Consider the following 18,421-nt stretch of genomic DNA (forward strand, 5'->3'; position numbering starts at 1 on the left):
TAAAATTCATCAGATGCAGGGGATAAAATAAGGAGCTAATTAAATAGGTGTTGCCAATGCAGAGTTAAAATAGTGCTTTTGGTCTCGGCGTTATACGCTTTCCCTATCAGGTTAAACCCCTGTTTACGGTAGAAGTGGTAGGCGCGCTGGTTTTGCTGATAGACCTCCAGCGTCAGAGCGCGGTAATGCTGCTGAACATGTTCCATCAATGCCTTAGCGATACCCTGCCCGTGAAAAGGTTGGGCGACAAACAATGCCCCCACCAGTTGTTCTTCCAGAATACTGATAAATCCTGCAATCGGATTCTCATCACCGATGGTTTTTGAGTGTAAATAGACCCAAGTGCGGGCTGCCGGCAGGTAAGTGTTTCGTACCAACGGGGCGCTCTCATGCCAATATTGTTCGGCAATAAAAGGATGCGCCGCAATCGTGCTGGTGAGCCACAATTGCATCATGGCATCGATATCGTCCGGTTGATACGCTCTAATCATTTTGCTGCATTATCCGGATGGCAGAAACAGCTCGCCAGATGATCGTTCACCAGGCCACTGGCCTGCATAAAGGCATAGCAAATAGTGGAGCCGATAAACTTAAAACCACGTTTTTTGAGTGCTTTAGACATCGCATCTGAGATTGGCGTCGTTGCCGGGCATTCCGCCAAACACCACCAATGGTTAATTTTTGGCTCACCATCGACGAAACCCCAGATAAAACGCGAAAAATCTTCGCCGTTGGCTTCCATTGCCAGATAGGCCTGCGCATTGGTAATAATCGCCTGAATTTTACCCCGATGGCGGATAATACCGCTATCCAGCACCAGCTTTTCAACCTCTTCTGGCCCCATTTTCGCCACACGAATCGGATCAAAGTTATGGAAGCATTTGCGATAGTGTTCGCGTTTTTTCAGCACGGTTATCCATGAAAGCCCAGCTTGTTGACCTTCGAGGCACAGCATTTCGAATAATGCCTGGCTGTCGGTACGTGGAATTCCCCATTCAGTATCGTGATAAGCGAGATACAGAGGATCAGTGGTCACCCAACCGCAGCGTTGTAGGCTCATTATTCGTCTTCCTTTATTGCCGATTTTAGTAGGGGATGATCGCTGTTCGTTGACTGATTAGCAACCTATCGACAGATTCTTTACCTTGGTGGGTATTGCGCAAAATTATCCGTTGGAATTCAATTAAAGGCTCATTTTATCGACAAATCTGCTTTGATTGTTGCATCTTACCGGATTCTGGCTGTATATCTTACGGTCAACGGGTATACTGACCCATTCCATTTTAATCCACTTGTATCGCGTGCGAATCCAACATGCAAAAGTTTGATACCAAGACCTTTCAGGGCCTGATCCTGACGTTACAGGACTATTGGGCGCGCCAAGGCTGCACCATTGTTCAACCACTGGACATGGAAGTCGGCGCGGGTACTTCCCACCCAATGACCTGTCTGCGCGCACTTGGCCCAGAGCCAATCGCTGCCGCTTATGTACAACCTTCACGCCGCCCGACCGATGGTCGCTACGGTGAGAACCCAAATCGCCTGCAACACTATTATCAGTTCCAGGTCATTATCAAACCTTCACCAGACAACATTCAGGAACTCTATTTAGGTTCATTGAAAGAGCTGGGTCTGGACCCGTTGATTCACGACATTCGCTTTGTCGAAGATAACTGGGAGAACCCAACGCTGGGTGCCTGGGGTCTGGGCTGGGAAGTGTGGCTAAACGGCATGGAAGTGACGCAGTTCACTTACTTCCAGCAAGTAGGCGGTTTGGAATGTAAACCGGTCACCGGCGAAATAACTTATGGCCTGGAACGTTTGGCAATGTATATCCAGGGCGTAGATAGCGTTTATGACCTGATTTGGTGTGACGGCCCACTGGGTACAACCACCTACGGTGATATTTATCATCAAAATGAAGTGGAGCAATCCACCTATAACTTTGAATACGCCGATGTGGACTTCCTGTTCTCCTGCTTTGAGCAATATGAGAAAGAAGCCCAGTCACTGCTGGCGCTGGAAGTCCCGCTGCCACTGCCGGCTTATGAACGTATTCTCAAAGCTGGCCACACGTTTAACCTGCTCGACGCCCGTAAAGCCATCTCGGTAACTGAGCGTCAGCGTTATATTCTGCGCATTCGTACGCTGACCAAAGCTGTCGCCGAGGCTTATTATGCTTCCCGCGAGGCATTGGGCTTCCCTATGTGCAAAAAGAATCAGAACTAAGAGGCTGTCATGACTCAACAGACTTTCCTGGTGGAAATCGGCACGGAAGAGTTGCCGCCGAAGGCTCTTCGTTCTCTGGCCGAATCTTTTGCCGCCAATTTTACGGCTGAACTCGATAACGCCAACTTGCCTCACGGCGAAGTTATTTGGTATGCCGCGCCGCGCCGTTTGGCGTTAAAAGTCACTAATTTAAGTGCGACTCAGGCTGATCGTGAAGTCGAAAAACGTGGCCCGGCAATCGCGCAAGCATTTGATGCTGAAGGTAAACCAAGCAAAGCGGCTGAGGGTTGGGCGCGCGGCTGTGGTATTACTGTTGATCAGGCGGAGCGCTTGGTTACCGATAAAGGCGAATGGCTGCTGTATCGCGCGCATGTCAAAGGTCAATCAGCGCAGTTGTTGCTGGCGGGGATGGTCAATACCGCACTGAGCAAACTGCCTATTCCTAAGCTGATGCGTTGGGGTGATAAAGACACCCAATTCGTTCGCCCGGTTCATACCGTGACTATGCTGTTAGGTTCCGAAGTCATTCCTGGCACGGTATTAGGTATCGATTCAGATCGTATTATTCGTGGTCACCGCTTTATGGGTGAACCTGAGTTTACGCTCGATAATGCCGATCAATACCCGCAAGTCTTGCAGGAACGCGGTAAAGTTATCGCTGATTATGAATTACGCAAAGCTATCATTAAGCGTGATGCAGAATTAGCCGCACAGAAGATTGGCGGTGTTGCTGATCTGAGTGAAAGTTTGCTGGAAGAAGTGGCGTCGCTGGTTGAATGGCCGGTGGTGTTGACCGCCAAATTTGAAGAGAAATTCCTGGCAGTTCCAGCGGAAGCACTGGTGTACACCATGAAGGGTGACCAGAAGTATTTCCCAGTTTATGACACTGCGGGTAACTTGCTGCCAAACTTCATTTTTGTTGCCAACATAGAATCGAAAGATCCTCAACAGATTATCTCGGGTAACGAGAAAGTGGTGCGCCCACGTCTGGCGGATGCCGAGTTCTTCTTTAAAACTGACCGTAAAAAACGCCTGGAAGATAATCTACCGCGTCTGGAAACCGTGCTGTTCCAACAGCAATTGGGTACCCTGCGCGATAAGACTGATCGTATTCAGGCGCTGGCCGGTTGGGTTGCAGCACAGATTGGTGCCGATGTTAACCACGCTACTCGCGCCGGTTTGCTGTCCAAGTGCGATCTGATGACCAATATGGTATTCGAATTCACCGATACTCAAGGTGTGATGGGGATGCACTATGCTCGTCACGACGGTGAAGCTGAAGACGTTGCAGTCGCACTGAATGAGCAGTATCAGCCACGTTTTGCCGGTGATGATTTACCGTCAAATCCGGTAGCTTGTGCATTGGCTATTGCCGATAAAATGGACACGTTGGCGGGTATTTTCGGTATCGGTCAACATCCGAAAGGCGATAAAGACCCATTTGCTCTGCGCCGTGCTGCACTAGGTGTATTGCGTATTATCGTTGAGAAGAATTTGCCGCTGGATCTGCAAACGCTGACCGAAGAGGCCGTGCGCCTGTATGGTAGCAAGCTGACCAACACCAAAGTGGTCGATGAAGTGATTGAGTTCATGCTGGGCCGCTTCCGTGCCTGGTATCAGGATGAAGGTCATAGCGTTGATACCATTCAGGCGGTATTGGCTCGCCGCCCAACCCGTCCAGCTGATTTTGATGCTCGGGTAAAAGCGGTAACTTATTTCCGCACATTGGACGCGGCTGCGGCACTGGCTGCGGCGAACAAACGTGTGTCGAATATTCTGGCGAAATCCACTGATAAGCTGAATGACCACGTTCGTGCTTCTGTGTTAAAAGAACCGGCAGAGTTGAAGCTGGCTACACATCTGGTGGTATTGCGCGATAAGCTCGAACCGGTGTTTGCGGCAGGTCAATACCAGGAAGCACTGGTTGAACTGGCGGCGCTGCGGGAAACTGTTGATGAGTTCTTTGAAAGCGTAATGGTGATGGATGAAGATGATGCCGTGCGGGTTAACCGACTGACATTGTTGAGTAAACTGCGTGAGTTGTTCTTGCAGGTTGCTGATATTTCTCTGTTGCAGTAATCCTGTTCTTGCTTGGCAATAGGGGAGCGCATATCGCTCCCCTTATCTATTCTTAATACTGGAGTTGGGTGATAAGAATAGGATGTTGTGAAAATAAGTACTTATCATAGGAGTAGTTTCACATGACTTTTGCACTGAATACGGCCCGATATTCACGTTGGTTAGCGCCATTGCTGGCGTTATTGGTAGTGTTCCAATTAACTGCCTGTGGGGATAAAGAACCAGAACAACGTAAGGCTTTTATTGATTATCTGCAAAACACGGTGATGCGCAGTGGGATGAAACTGCCAACGCTGAGTGAAGATCAAAAGCAGAAGTTTGGCCCTTATGTCAGCGATTATGCGATTTTAGTCACTTTTTCCCAGCAACTCAGTAAGTCTGTGGATGCCAGCCTGACGCCCGCTATCGCACAAATCAATGAGATTCGTGTCGCGCAGGATTACCTCAATAAACGTGATGCATTGCAGCAGTCAGCGGGTGCTTTAAATCTGTTAGTGCAGCAAATTCGCACCGCCAAAACACAGGCAGATAGCGCTGTGGCAGCATTGAAGCAGCCAGATGACCTGAAAGTGGTGTTTAATAAAGTCTTTGATAATGTGGTCACTCAGCCGACCAATGTGTTGATTCCGGCGGTTCCAGTGGTTTCTGCCTTTGTGCAGGATTTGGCCCAGGTTGGGGATTTCCTGCAACAGCAGGGGACTCAAGTCACTTTCAATAATGGTGGTGTTCAATTCCAAACTGCACAACAAGCGGCACAATATAACGCGATGATGGCTAATCTGGTCGCCAAGTATCCGGCGATGATGGCAGCACAGAAGAGTGTAATGAGTGTCATGCAGTGATTTGATGGGTTCGGTTGATGGTGACTCGATGATCAGTTCGGTTGTTATGGCTTCATGCTTCACCTAACCTCCGTTGAACCAACCGCCAAAGGGGTTACAAGCGCGTAACCCCCTTGGATCCCCTGCGCTAGCGCACGTATCGCTAGCCTGCTTCGCAGGTACCCTCGATTCATCTTTTCGCTGGCGGGACGGCTTTACGCGGGTCCCTCCGCGTGACGCCTAAATCCGCCGTCCATGGCGGATTTCCCTTGCTCCACTCTTCACTCGGCTGCTCAAATGTGCTTTTAAACATCAAAACCTAAAAACCATGGTTTTGATTTTCTCTTTTGACGTTGAGCGCAATCAGGAATATTACCGACAAAGACGATGGCCCGAGTGAGCCGCCATGGACGGCGGCGAAAAGCGCGCTGGAGCAGGAAGCGACTCGCGCTGGCTCGATAAGGCCAACGGCTGCCGGAGGGGACTGCGAATAGCAGTAATATTTCGCGCAAGCCGCAGGTGCAGGAGGGCCGGCCTGCCCTCCTGCTCGGTTGAGGCGGCAAAGCCAGCAATGAAAACAAATCGAATATCAACCGAAATCAGATCCGGCCGTGAGCAATGATGAACTCATATCAACCAAAACCTGATCCAATTGTGTGCCTCCTTCCTCCTGTTGTTTTATTACACATTTACCAGTCAGTGGTTCAATATCGATATATTGGGTGGGCGAATGTCTCATCCTGCTTCTGCGAGCAAAAATAACTTGTGATTAACATCACATTTTCAAAACAAATGACCACCATAAAAATGTGACTCGAGTCACTATAATGGTCGTTTTTAGCTTAAAAATTATCCCCCGTGGCTTTCTTACACTCTAATAGTGTGATCTTAATCACTAAATAAACCCCTGTAGTGGGTACTTTAGTGTGATTTATATCACATAAAATAGGTGAGCTACGCGTGAGTAAAAGAGCATGCTAGAGTTTGTTTTGCATACAGCGTGTTTGTATTCGATAACACCGGCGGGTTTTGCAGAACTGCCTCAACAAAACAATTATATCGCGCTCTTATTGTTAGCGCGTACCAATAGGGGTGTTTTATGTTTTCACCAGACGCAAAGGTCAGAATTCAAAATTTTGGCCGATTCCTCAGTAATATGGTTATGCCCAACATCGGCGCATTTATCGCCTGGGGTATTATCACCGCATTGTTTATTCCAACGGGTTGGTTGCCGAATGAGACGCTAGCCAAACTGGTTGGCCCGATGATCACCTACCTGCTGCCATTGCTGATCGGTTTTACCGGCGGCCGTTTGGTCGGGGGAGATCGTGGCGGCGTGGTCGGCGCTATCACTACTATGGGGGTTATCGTTGGTGCGGATATGCCAATGTTCCTCGGTGCAATGATTGTCGGCCCACTGGGTGGCTGGGCAATCAAACACTTTGACCGCTGGGTTGAAGGTAAAATCAAAAGCGGCTTTGAGATGCTGGTTAACAACTTCTCAGCCGGTATCATCGGTATGCTGTTGGCTATCTTGGCCTTCATGGCAATTGGCCCATTGGTAGAAGTGTTATCCCAAGTGTTGGCGAAAGGCGTGCATATCATGGTGCAGCTGAATCTGCTGCCACTAACGTCTATCTTCGTCGAACCGGCCAAAATCCTGTTCCTGAATAATGCGATTAACCACGGTATCTTCTCTCCTTTGGGTATCCAACAGGCGACTGAAACCGGTAAGTCTATCTTCTTCTTGATCGAAGCTAACCCAGGCCCAGGTATGGGTGTGTTGATGGCGTACATGTTCTTCGGCAGAGGTAACGCGAAGCAATCTGCTGGCGGCGCGGCTATCATCCACTTCTTCGGTGGTATCCACGAAATCTATTTCCCATACGTTCTGATGAACCCACGCTTATTGCTGGCGGTAATTCTGGGCGGTATGACAGGTGTGTTCACTCTGACTGTGTTGAACGGCGGTCTGGTATCACCTGCTTCTCCTGGTTCTATCCTGGCGGTATTGGCAATGACACCTAAAGGTGCTTACTTTGCCAACATTGCCGCGGTTGCTGCTGCATTTGCCGTGTCCTTCGTGGTCTCCGCCATCCTGCTGAAAACCTCTAAAGTCAAAGACGACGAAGAAGACAGCCTGGAAGATGCCACTCGTCGTATGCAAGACATGAAAGCACAATCTAAAGGCGCACAAGCAGCCAATGCAGCCGCTGCTGCGGGTGACTTGAGCACAGTGCGTAAAATCATCGTCGCTTGTGATGCCGGTATGGGTTCTAGTGCGATGGGTGCCGGTGTATTGCGTAAGAAAGTATTGGATGCCGGTTTGAAGCACATCTCTGTGACCAACTGCGCCATTAACAACTTGCCGGAAGATGTCGATTTGGTGATTACTCACCGTGATTTGACCGAGCGCGCCATGCGTCATGCGCCGCAGGCACAGCATATTTCGTTGACCAACTTCCTCGATAGTCAGTTGTATACCAATCTGACGGCTCGTCTGGTCGAAGCCAGCAGCAGTGCAGAAACTGTCCAGAAAGTGATTGAAAAACTGGATGATAGCTTTGAGCCATCTGAGGCCAATCTATTCAAACTGGGTGCGGAGAATGTCTTCCTGAACCAACATGCGACAACCAAAGAACAGGCTATCCGCTTTGCCGGTGAGCAGTTGGTGAAAGGCGGCTATGTTGAGCCTGAATATGTTGAAGCGATGCTGGAACGTGAGAAACTGACTTCCACTTATCTGGGTGAATCTATCGCCGTGCCACATGGCACCATTGAAGCTAAAGATCGTGTGCTGAAGACGGGTGTGGTGTTCTGCCAATACCCTGAAGGTGTGCGCTTTGGCGATGAAGAAGACGAAGTGGCTCGCTTGGTGATTGGTATTGCTGCCCGTAACAATGAGCACATTCATGTCATTACCAGCCTGACCAACGCGCTGGACGATGACTCTGTCATTGAGCGCTTAAGCAAAACGACCAGCGTAGAAGAAGTGTTGGATTTGCTCGGCGGTAAAAAGTAACCGCAACTCAATGAAGTATGACGAGCATAGGGCCGTTGGGAGAAAACGGCCCTATACAGCAAAAGGTAAAAAACATGAAAGCATTACATTTTGGCGCAGGTAATATTGGCCGGGGCTTCATTGGTAAACTGCTGGCTGATGCCGGAGCACAGCTTACTTTCGCCGATGTTAATCAGCCGCTATTGGATGAGCTGAATAAGCGTAAGAGTTATCAGGTTAATGTGGTGGGTGAGCAAGCACGAGTCGAAGAAGTGAAGAATGTTAGCGCCGTCAACAGTGGTAGCCCGGAAGTGGTGGAACTGATTGTACAAGCGGATATTGTCACCACCGCGGTTGGCCCACAAATTCTGGCCCGCATCGCAGGCACAGTGGCACAAGGTTTGGTTGCCCGCCATCAACAAGGTAATACCCGCCCACTGAATATTATTGCTTGTGAGAATATGGTGCGTGGCACCAGCCAGTTGAAACAGCATGTTTTTGCTGCCTTGCCAGAAAGTGAGCAGGCATGGGTTGAGCAACATGTTGGATTTGTTGATTCTGCGGTAGACCGCATTGTGCCACCATCAGAAGCAGGCAGTACTGATATTCTGGCTGTGACAGTAGAAACATTCAGCGAGTGGATTGTTGATGGCACCCAGTTTAAAGGGCTGCCACCGCAAATCGCGGGTATGGAATTGACTGACAATCTGATGGCTTTTGTGGAGCGTAAACTCTTCACTTTGAACACCGGGCACGCTATTACCGCTTATTTGGGCCAGCTTGCCGGTCACCAAACCATTCGTGATGCCATCCTTGATCCCGCGGTACGCCAGACAGTGAAAGGTGCGATGGAAGAGAGTGGTGCGGTGCTGATTAAGCGCTATGCGTTTGATCCACAGAAACACGCCGCTTATATCGAAAAAATTCTCTCCCGCTTTGAAAACCCTTATCTGCACGATGATGTTGAGCGTGTTGGCCGTCAGCCACTGCGTAAACTGAGTGCCGGTGACCGTTTGATCAAACCGCTGTTGGGGACTTTGGAATATCAGTTGCCACATAATAACCTGGTGACCGGTATTGCGGCTGCGATGAGCTACCGCAGTGAGCAAGACCCACAAGCACAAGAACTGGTTGAATTACTGGCTAAGTTAGGGCCGAAAGCCACGCTTGCTCAAATTTCCGGACTACCAGCTGATAGCGAGGTTGTGGAACAGGCGGTGAGTGTGTATAACGCCATGCAGGACAAGCTGGCATAACTACCAAGCTAGTTGTTGGGGATAAATATCGTGTCGGATTACGCGGTATTTATCCTTTGTTAGCCCGATAATCTGAAACCACCCCAGTGACAAACGATGATTGAAAAAACACAGGCATTTGAGAATCGGGTACTGGAACATCTGAACGCGGGGAAGACCGTTCGGAGTTTCTTGATGGCTGCTGTCGAATTATTGGCAGAAGCGTTAAACATTCTCGTGGTGCAGGTTTTTCGTAAAGATGACTATGCGGTGAAATATGCCGTAGAGCCATTACTGGTCGGGGATGGGCCGTTAGGTGAGTTATCCGTACGATTGAAGTTGGTTTATGCTTTGGGCGTTATCACCCGGCATGAATATGAAGATGCTGAGCTATTAATGGCGCTGCGTGAAGAGCTAAACCATGATGGCACCGAGTATCGCTTTACCGATGACGAAATCCTCGGGCCATTTGGTGAATTGCATTGTGTTGCTGAGCTGCCACCAGTACCAACATTCTTACGCCCAGATGAAGCCGATGCTTCGCTGATTGCCATGCAACGCCAGCGTTATCAGCAGATGGTGCGTTCTACTATGGTGCTATCGATTACTGAATTACTCTCCCGCATCAGTCAAAAACAAGTTTCAAAACTCTCGCCGCTTGGCCATGTTTAATGATTAAAGACACTGAGCCATTCTTCGATCAACAGCCATAATGCTGTTATTGCCATCAAGCCACCCATCACGCCATTAAATAACCGTAGCTTCCAATTGACGCGCAACGCATGGCGCAATTGATCCCCCATCACTGCCCAAACCGCCACACAGGGTAGATTCAATAAAGCAAAGCCGGTCATAATCAGCAGGGTATGGTTGAGCGTCGCCCCTTCGCGAGGGGTGAATAAGATGGCGACATTCATTGCCATCAACCAGGCTTTTGGATTTATGGCCTGAAATAATGCCCCTTGAATAAAGCCCATAGGTTGCTCACTATCCCTGGCGTTGGGGGTGCCGGAATTAAAAATCTTCCACGAGAGCCACAGTAAATAGCCACCGCCTAATGTCACCAAAGGCAGACGGACAACTCCCACCCAACTGAGGATAAATGCCAATAGCGTGGTCATTAATGCGCATTGCAGTGCACAACCAAAGGTAATCCCCAACATCATCGGGAAAGTTCGGCGTAAGCCAAAATTAACACCAGAAGCGGCTAACAACAGGTTGTTCGGGCCTGGAGTTATTGACATCACGGTGACGTAACTGATGAAAGCACTGTCCAACATGGGGGAGATCCTATTAATGTTATCAAGATATTCAGCATAAAGATCAATCCGTGATGGCGTCAGAAGCAGAAGTTATCTATTGTTATGGGTACAGTTTGCATGACACTAAACTGTACCCATTGATCCTGTGGAGAACTGTCACCATGTCCCTTGTTATGAACGAAATTCGCTACTTACAAGTGGCTGACAATCTGGCGCAAGCCATTAAGAATGGCAGTCTCCTGGCCGGTAGCCGACTGCCCTCGGTGCGGGGCTACGCGCAGAGCCATCAGGTCAGTATCAATACGGTAGTGGCTGCGTATCGCACGTTGGAAGACCGCGGCCTGATTGAAGCGCGCCCGCAGTCGGGTTTTTACGTCTGTAGCCCGTCAACCGCAGTGGTGCCAACGGCCACGGTCGGGAAACCAGTAGACGAAGTGCTGGATTTGATTGATACCGTCTTTGCCGCCCAGCAAAATCCGCGCTTTACCAATATCTCACTGGCCTGCCCGCAGACAGGTGATTTCTATCCCAGCGCCAAGTTGGGTCGTATCATGGCTTCCTTATTACGCCGCGAGCCGCAATTAATCAGTCAATATTCTTTGCCACCCGGCAGCCAGCGCCTGCGACAGCAAATCGCTCGCCGCGCCATGACCTTGGGAATGTTGGCTGATCCGGCTGATATCACCATTACGCATGGGTGCATGGAGGCGCTGCAATTGGCGCTACGGGTAACCACCAAACCCGGGGATTGTGTCGGACTGGAATCACCGACCTATTTCTATCTGATGCCATTGCTGGCAAGCCTCGGGTTGAAGGCAGTGGAGATTCCAACCGATCCGCAACAAGGTATCTCATTGGATGTACTGGAGTTGTTGCTTGAAGAAGAGCGACTGAATGCACTGATTGCTATGCCGACGGTGCAGAATCCTTTGGGTTATACCATGCCACTCGCCGCCAAAAAACGGTTGGCACAGCTGATGAACGATCACCAAGTGCCATTAATTGAAGATGGTTTGTATGCTGAAATTCAATTTGGTTCGACGTTATCTCCGGCTGTTAAAGCCTTTGATCGTGATGGCTGGGTGCTGTTTTGCTCCAGTTTTACCAAAACTCTGGCACCGGATTTCCGTATCGGCTGGATTGATGGCGGGCGCTTCGCCGAAGCACTGCACAAACTAAAAGCGGTATCGTCGATGGCGGAGCCGATGCTGCTATCGGAGACTTTGGCACTGTTCCTTGAGTCTGGCGGTTATGATCACCATCTGCGTAGCTTGCGCCGCCGTTATGCGCAGCAAGTGCAGCAAGCCCAACAACTGATAACCCGCAACTTCCCGCGCGGAACCACAGTGACACAACCGGCTGGCGGATTTGTTTTTTGGGTCGAATTCCCTGATAGCGTCGATACCGTGGCGCTGTTCCATCAATTGCTGCAAGAGCAGATTTGCCTGACGCCGGGGACACTTTATTCACCCAGTGGCCGCTATCGTCATGCATTTCGCCTATCCTGCTGTTATCCATTTAACAGCCGTTATACCGGCGCATTGGAGCGATTGGGGGCGGTTGCATGTGAAATGAGTGGCTTACCGGCCGGAATGCAGTGGCGGCCAGTTCAGGAGGCTGCTGCCGAAAGAGATGCATCCTGATACACTACCCATCTTGATGCACAATCAGTGCTATTCTATCTCCAACTTTAGCGAAATATCGTGCCCATTAGCGGCATGTACGGGCCAATACTATGAAAGAACATGCAGAAATCAAACGTCTAAGCGATATGCTGGATGCGCTGAATCACAAAGATCCAACTGTTATTCAGCAGGGTAATGTGGATTTAATCGCTCAGCATATGAAAGAAAAAGAGAAACTTGCGGCTGAAATCCAGCGCTTGAAAGAAGTTAGGGTTAAAAACCTGAGTGCTGAAGCCCAGAAGCTGGCTAAACTGCCCTTCAGCCGTGCCATCACCAAAAAAGAACAGGCTGATATGGGCACTTTGAAGAAAGCAGTGCGCGGTATTGTGGTAGTGCACCCAATGACCGCATTAGGCCGCGAGATGGGCCTGAAAGAAGTGACTGGTTACGCCAAAAAAGCGTTCTGATTGCGACTTTCAAAATAACCGGGTGGGTGGCATGGCCGCCGCCTGGTTTGTTTTCTAGCTCTGATGCTACTCTTGACATATGCTTGGCATATGCTAGTGTTTTCAATGACACAAGCATCAGGAGTAAAAATATGAGAACGGTATCTATTTTCAAAAATGGGCAGAATCGAGCAATTCGTTTGCCAAAAGATATGGATTTTGATGGCGTGACCGAGCTGGAAATACTCAGGGATGGTGATAGTATTATTCTACGACCCATACGCCCGACATGGGTATCATTCATGGATGAAGATAAGGCAGATGATGATTTTCTTGCCGAAAGACAGGATGTTATCGAAGAAGGACGCTTCGAGTTATGATCAAAAAATTATATATGCTTGATACGAATATTTGTTCTTTTATTATGCGAGAACGACCAGCAGAATTAATTATAAAATTACAACAGTGTATTGAGCATCAGAATAAAATAGTTGTTTCAGCAATTACATACTCAGAAATGCGGTTCGGCGCTATAGGTAAGAAAGCATCTCCAAAGCATAATTATTTAGTTGATGAATTTGTAAAAAGGTTAGATGCTATTTTACCGTGGGATGTCGCAGCTGTTGATGCCACGACTAATATTAAAGTTGAGCTGGCAAAGCAGGGGACACCAATTGGTGGAAATGATGCCGCAATAGCCGGGCATGCAGTTTCTGCTGGAGCAATATTAGTAACTAATAATATTAGAGAGTTTGAACGAGTTAAAAAACTACGAATTGAAGATTGGACTCAATAGCCACTATTTCGAATACAAACAGTTTAATACTATGGAGTCATATATTCAGAGCGCTAATTTCAATAGCCTATTTAATTAATTCTCTTTAGAAAGATCTTTAAGATAATTTGCCATCCTTGGCAATAGCGTATTTTTATCGTTTGATATTTAATCTATCAAGAGCCGCGCAACCGCCGATTAAAGTCTTCTATCTTTCCCTGCGAAATGCGGGTCAGCATGGTTTTGCTCCAACTGGCGGATAATCCAGATACTGACAACAAGCGGCGATACTGTTCTTCGTCAAACGGCATATGCCAGGCAATAGCAATGGCCTCCGATACACTGATATCACTGGTACGCGCTAATAGCTCCAGTGGATGACCGTCGCTGACTTTGCCGGGTGAAATCACCCGATACAACCAGCCGCAGTAGCCGGTTTGCTGCATCAACACCGACATATCTTCGATAGCAAAATGGAAGTTGAGTTTGTAGCAAGGTGAGCGCGGCTGTGTCACCTGAATGAGTGTTTCACCCCAGCGGTAAATATCCCCCATATAGACATTTTGTTCAGTCATGCCGAGGGTCGATATGTTCTCGCCGTAAGCCGGAGCGGAAAAAAACTCAGCCTGTTCAGGAAATTGTTGTCTCCAGTGAGCGTAATGCTCGCGTGGGTAGTGGCATAACGCCCGATCCGGGCCGCCGTGAAAGCGAGTTTCGGCTTGTTCATCCCCTTCCAGACCCAGAGAGGTGAGCATAATGCTGCCCTGCACCTGACGTTTGCCAATGGCACTTGGGGAACTGCCGCTGTAAGGCTCGATTTTACCGATATAAACCTGTGGATATTTCATCTGCTCTCCTTGCCTGCGTTCAGAAGGGAGATTCAGAATACCCTGCCTGACGGCAGGGCTCCATGGTTTAACGCAGAATCAGAAGGTTTCCCAGTTATCCTGCTGTTGGCTACGGTTCGTCTCTGGCGCTGGGCGTGGTGGGGTTGCCCGTGGCGTGGTAGTTTCGCTTTGAACAGATTCAGTTTCTGCTTCGGACAGGCGGAACACGGCAACAGCTTGTGCCAGTAAGATAGCTTGTTCTGCCAGTGAATCAGCGGCAGCGGCAGACTCTTCCACCAATGCGGCGTTCTGTTGAGTGGTGCTGTCCATTTCCGAGATAGCCTGACTGACTTGGGTGATACCCCGGCTTTGTTCATCTGAGGCAGAGGCAATTTCCGCCATGATATCGCGCACATGGGTCACTGAGCGGACAATATCTTCCATAGTTTGACCCGCATTTTGTACCAACGATGTACCGGCATTGACTTGAGACACCGACTCTCCAATCAACCCTTCAATTTCTTTTGCTGCCTGTGCACTGCGTTGTGCCAAATTACGTACTTCGCTCGCGACCACAGCAAAACCACGGCCTTGCTCACCGGCGCGCGCTGCTTCAACTGCGGCATTCAGCGCCAGAATATTAGTCTGGAAAGCAATACTGTTAATCACCGAGGTGATTTCAGAAATACGTTTAGAACTGCCAGAAATATCATTCATGGTGCGCACCACATCGTTAACCAGCTTGCCGCCTTGTTGCGCGGTTTGTGATGCTTCCGTCGCTAGCTGATTAGCATGGTGGGCATTATCAGCATTCTGTTTAACCGTGGCATTCAATTGCTCCATACTGGCGGCAGTTTCTTCTACCGCAGCTGCTTGTTGCTCTGTTCGGGATGATAAATCAGTATTGCCGGCGGCAATCTCGCCGGAGGCATGAGACACCTGGCTGACGCCAATGCGAATTTCGTCAATCATGGCACGCAGGTTTTCATTCATTCGGGCGACGGCATTCATCAGCAGGCCCAGTTCATCAGTACGATTGGAGGTGGTTGCTGCGGTTAAATCACCGGTGGCAATGCGCTCAGCCATCGCCAACGTGGTGCGCAGTGGCACAGTAATCTGGCGAGTCATGCGCCATGAAATCAGTAAACCCAATATCAGGGCCGCAATAGCTGCTATAGCTAGCTGCAATTGCGCATTATTGATTTCATCATGAGTGCCTTGCAGTTCTTGAGTGAACAAATGCGTTGCCAACTTATTTAATTCATTGGCATTTTCTTCCATCACTTTACCCACTTCCAGCTCTTGCTGATATGCCGGCAAATAGGCTAATACGTTGTCTTTATAGGCACTGAGACTGGAAATGACTGGAGCTAATAGTTTTTGCTGATCGGCTGATAGCACCGGCATAAAAGCATTCGCCGCGCTGTTGGCAATATTGATTGAGGTAATCAATGAAGACTCTGCATCCTGGTTGCGATCCAGTAATAAACCTCGCGCGTTATAGCGCACGGTCATTAACTTTTGGTTCATTTCCGCCAGCAGAATCTGGGTGTTGGTATCTGCACCCTCATTAAGCAAACTTTGCTGTAACTCATTGAGGTTCTTCTGAGTTTCAGAGATGTTCCAACTTTTGCGTACATCGTCCTTATGAGCCACCGCATTAACAAAATTGCTTTGTTGTTGTAGATATTCGTCTACCACATCGGCAATGCTACTGATTGTCTTGCGGTTGTTTTCCGACCAGCTAAGGCTTTCGCTTTGGGTTAATAGATTTTTTATATTATTGATATGTTGAGAGTTTTCTTTAATGTACTTCAGGTCATAGGTACGTTCATATAACGCACGGTTATATTTCGCCTGATTAGCCTCATCATTAATTTTGTAGCTCAAATCGACTTTATAAGCATGTTCTTCAATGACGGAGAAATGATATGCGGTGGTACCAGCGATGATCCCAACCAATAACAACATCAGGAAAAAGCTTAACCCCAGCTTTTTACCGACTTTCACGTTTTCAAAGTTACCAAAAACTTTGCTAAATGCTGCCATGTTCTTCTCCGTTATGCGGTGTTTTTGCTGCAAATCAATCAGCGTAGGTGAGTTTGGGGAGGTCTAATTATTAGAGGATTTCGGGGAACTGGCAGTATGTGGGGCAGCCTTGGCAAGAGTGCTTTTCCCAAACGCAATGACTTCTACATTCATAGATTTCTTCCATGAATACCAGTGACCTTCTTGTACATTCTATCGGCAGGAATTGGCTAAACTTTAACAATAAAAATGCCAGTAAGTAGCAATAAAAAATGCCAGCAAGAGGGCCTTGCTGGCATATATCTTTCGAACTTGAAGCTATGGGGTATAGCTGCTCTCGTTACTTAGCTTGAGCGAAACGCGCGGCTGCTTCGTCCCAGTTAACCACGTTCCAGAATGCTTTGATGTAGTCTGGGCGGCGGTTTTGGAATTTCAGGTAGTAAGCGTGTTCCCACACATCCAGGCCCACAATCGGGAAACCTGATGCGCCAGAAACAGCTTCACCCATCAGCGGGCTGTCTTGGTTAGCAGTCGAAACAACAGCCAGTTTGCCGTCGTCTTTCAGTACCAGCCAGGCCCAGCCTGAACCGAAACGCGTTGCCGCAGCTTGTTCAAATTTTTCTTTGAAGCTGTCAACGCTGCCGAAGTCGCGTTCGATAGCGGCTTTCAGGTCACCGGTCAGAGTGGTGCCCAGTTTCAGGCCTTTCCAGAACAGGCTGTGGTTAGCGTGACCGCCGGCGTTATTACGCATAAAGGTGCGTTTTTCAGCTGGAACTTTGTCCAGATCTTTGATCAGATCTTCAACACTGAATTTAGCCAGCTCAGGGAAGCTCTCCAACACCGTGTTTGCATTGTTAACATAGGTTTGGTGGTGTTTGGTGTGATGGATTTCCATCGTCTGCTTATCGAAGTGTGGTTCCAGGGCGTCATAAGCATAAGGCAGGGATGGCAGTGAGTAACTCATAATCATCGTCTCCGTAGGTGTAGGGCGGCACAAAAAAAGTAAGCACCGCGTAAGCATTCGGATCATTATAGTTAATTAAATGATATTGAAAATGATTATCAATGCCGTACTTATTGTGTGGTCTTTTTATTCCTGAATCCGATTTGGGTGGGTATACACCGTTGCCCGGCTGGGTTTACTGAAACCAACCAAGGTGAGATTACAACGCTCGGCGACTTCAACTGCTAAGGTTGTTGCAGCTGAAACAGCAAATAAAATCTCGGCTCCACACATAGCCGCTTTCTGTACCATCTCATAACTGGCACGGCTGGAAACCAGCACCGCGCCTTGCTGCCACGGCTGTTTAGCTCGAATCCCAAGTAGTTTATCCAGTGCCACATGACGACCCACATCTTCACAGCCACCTAATAATTCGCCTTGAGGATTAATCCAGGCGGCAGCATGGGTACAACCGGTCAGTTGACCCACCGTTTGCACTTGTTTGAGCTGTGTGAGTGCGTGGTCTAAGTGGTTAAGGTCAAAGGTTTGTGTGAATGGCAGGGGGGCGATTGGGCGGAAAATATCGTCCAGTTGTTCGATACCACAAACTCCACACCCCGTGCGGCCAGCCATCGCTCGGCGGCGTTCTTTTAAACCGGCAAAACGGCGGCTGGAGAGTTCAATGTTAACTTCTATGCCATTACAGCCGGGTGTGACATCAATGGCATAGATTTCTTGTGGCGCGGTAATAATGCCTTCTGACAACGAAAACCCCAGCGCGAAAGCCTCTAAATCCTTAGGGGTCGCCATCATCACCACATGAGAAATGCCGTTGTATACCAGAGCTACCGGCACTTCTTCTGCCAGCCAATCCAATTGCGGTTCTGCCATTTGATGGCGCTGTAGCACGTTAAGTTGCCTGGCACCGCAAATTTCGGTGGAGAGGTCAATATCTGAAGGTTTGATCTGGCTCACTATGCGGCCCTGAAAGTTATAACCCATAATCACAATGTGGTAACATTCACATTAAGAATGGTATGGGTATAATTTCATTTATATAGAAATGTATCCCACACCGATAAAGGTGATATTGCGTCAGCGATTTTAGCGCTTCTGGTTTTGTTGAGGGAAGTGAGAACTGAATTTTAAA

Annotated in this window: 17 protein-coding genes; 10 read left to right on the forward strand and 7 right to left on the reverse strand. The window is 48.7% G+C overall.

From position 1 onward, the window contains the following. Positions 1-35 precede the first annotated feature (35 nt). A complete protein-coding gene (locus tag QSV56_RS15360; protein WP_050162767.1) occupies positions 36-491 on the reverse strand; it encodes an N-acetyltransferase in 456 nt (151 codons plus the stop codon). Continuing rightward, the gene (locus tag QSV56_RS15365; RefSeq protein WP_046694355.1) at positions 488-1,060 is read right to left on the reverse strand and encodes a DNA-3-methyladenine glycosylase I; all 573 of its coding nucleotides are present in this window, start codon (positions 1,058-1,060) and stop codon (positions 488-490) included. The genes QSV56_RS15360 and QSV56_RS15365 overlap by 4 nt, the downstream gene beginning before the upstream one ends. Before the next feature lie 254 nt (positions 1,061-1,314). On the opposite strand from QSV56_RS15365, the gene glyQ reads away from it, so the two are divergent. The 6 genes from glyQ to QSV56_RS15395 all read left to right on the forward strand — a co-directional run bounded on the left by glyQ (position 1,315) and on the right by QSV56_RS15395 (position 10,037). Then, a complete protein-coding gene (gene glyQ / locus QSV56_RS15370) occupies positions 1,315-2,229 on the forward strand; it encodes a glycine--tRNA ligase subunit alpha (RefSeq protein ID WP_005175094.1) in 915 nt (304 codons plus the stop codon). A gap of 9 nt (positions 2,230-2,238) precedes the next feature. Next, positions 2,239-4,308 (forward strand): glycine--tRNA ligase subunit beta, encoded by a 2,070-nt coding sequence (gene glyS / locus QSV56_RS15375; RefSeq protein WP_019081445.1) that lies wholly within the window; start codon positions 2,239-2,241, stop codon positions 4,306-4,308. Positions 4,309-4,430: 122 nt separating this feature from the next. Continuing rightward, positions 4,431-5,150 (forward strand): DUF3053 domain-containing protein, encoded by a 720-nt coding sequence (locus QSV56_RS15380; RefSeq protein WP_005175086.1) that lies wholly within the window; start codon positions 4,431-4,433, stop codon positions 5,148-5,150. Between the two features lie 1,078 nt (positions 5,151-6,228). Then, a complete protein-coding gene (locus tag QSV56_RS15385) occupies positions 6,229-8,151 on the forward strand; it encodes a PTS mannitol transporter subunit IICBA (RefSeq protein WP_019084175.1) in 1,923 nt (640 codons plus the stop codon). A gap of 74 nt (positions 8,152-8,225) precedes the next feature. Then, positions 8,226-9,386, forward strand: coding sequence for a mannitol-1-phosphate 5-dehydrogenase (locus QSV56_RS15390; protein WP_301212964.1), 1,161 nt, complete (start codon positions 8,226-8,228; stop codon positions 9,384-9,386). Positions 9,387-9,482: 96 nt separating this feature from the next. Beyond that, positions 9,483-10,037, forward strand: coding sequence for an MltR family transcriptional regulator (locus tag QSV56_RS15395; protein WP_005161972.1), 555 nt, complete (start codon positions 9,483-9,485; stop codon positions 10,035-10,037). Here the strand turns inward: QSV56_RS15395 and QSV56_RS15400 are convergent. After that, a complete protein-coding gene (locus tag QSV56_RS15400; RefSeq protein ID WP_046051925.1) occupies positions 10,034-10,645 on the reverse strand; it encodes a LysE family translocator in 612 nt (203 codons plus the stop codon). The genes QSV56_RS15395 and QSV56_RS15400 overlap by 4 nt on opposite strands. A 143-nt stretch (positions 10,646-10,788) precedes the next feature. Here QSV56_RS15400 and QSV56_RS15405 point away from each other — a divergent pair, with 143 nt between their 5' ends. From QSV56_RS15405 to QSV56_RS15420, 4 genes are all read left to right on the forward strand, one after another. Further along, positions 10,789-12,270 (forward strand): PLP-dependent aminotransferase family protein, encoded by a 1,482-nt coding sequence (locus QSV56_RS15405; protein ID WP_301212965.1) that lies wholly within the window; start codon positions 10,789-10,791, stop codon positions 12,268-12,270. Between the two features lie 92 nt (positions 12,271-12,362). After that, positions 12,363-12,719, forward strand: a complete 357-nt coding sequence (locus QSV56_RS15410; RefSeq protein ID WP_005161962.1) for a YibL family ribosome-associated protein — start codon at positions 12,363-12,365, stop codon at positions 12,717-12,719. 131 nt (positions 12,720-12,850) lie between these two features. Further along, positions 12,851-13,078, forward strand: coding sequence for a type II toxin-antitoxin system VapB family antitoxin (vapB, locus tag QSV56_RS15415; RefSeq protein ID WP_005161959.1), 228 nt, complete (start codon positions 12,851-12,853; stop codon positions 13,076-13,078). Continuing rightward, a complete protein-coding gene (locus QSV56_RS15420) occupies positions 13,075-13,494 on the forward strand; it encodes a type II toxin-antitoxin system VapC family toxin (protein ID WP_046051923.1) in 420 nt (139 codons plus the stop codon). The genes vapB and QSV56_RS15420 overlap by 4 nt, the downstream gene beginning before the upstream one ends. A gap of 155 nt (positions 13,495-13,649) precedes the next feature. Here QSV56_RS15420 and yiiM read toward each other — a convergent pair whose 3' ends face one another. The 4 genes from yiiM to fdhD form a co-directional block, all read right to left on the reverse strand. Next, positions 13,650-14,321, reverse strand: a complete 672-nt coding sequence (yiiM, locus tag QSV56_RS15425) for a 6-hydroxyaminopurine reductase (protein ID WP_263698187.1) — start codon at positions 14,319-14,321, stop codon at positions 13,650-13,652. 78 nt (positions 14,322-14,399) lie between these two features. Next, the gene (locus QSV56_RS15430) at positions 14,400-16,349 is read right to left on the reverse strand and encodes a methyl-accepting chemotaxis protein (RefSeq protein WP_046694357.1); all 1,950 of its coding nucleotides are present in this window, start codon (positions 16,347-16,349) and stop codon (positions 14,400-14,402) included. Positions 16,350-16,668: 319 nt separating this feature from the next. Continuing rightward, positions 16,669-17,292, reverse strand: coding sequence for a superoxide dismutase [Mn] (gene sodA / locus QSV56_RS15435; RefSeq protein WP_013650637.1), 624 nt, complete (start codon positions 17,290-17,292; stop codon positions 16,669-16,671). Between the two features lie 126 nt (positions 17,293-17,418). Continuing rightward, positions 17,419-18,273, reverse strand: a complete 855-nt coding sequence (fdhD, locus tag QSV56_RS15440) for a formate dehydrogenase accessory sulfurtransferase FdhD (RefSeq protein WP_301212966.1) — start codon at positions 18,271-18,273, stop codon at positions 17,419-17,421. Positions 18,274-18,421 lie beyond the last annotated feature (148 nt).

It is taken from the genome of Yersinia sp. 22-579 (assembly GCF_030433455.1).
GTDB classification, from domain to species: domain Bacteria; phylum Pseudomonadota; class Gammaproteobacteria; order Enterobacterales; family Enterobacteriaceae; genus Yersinia; species Yersinia enterocolitica.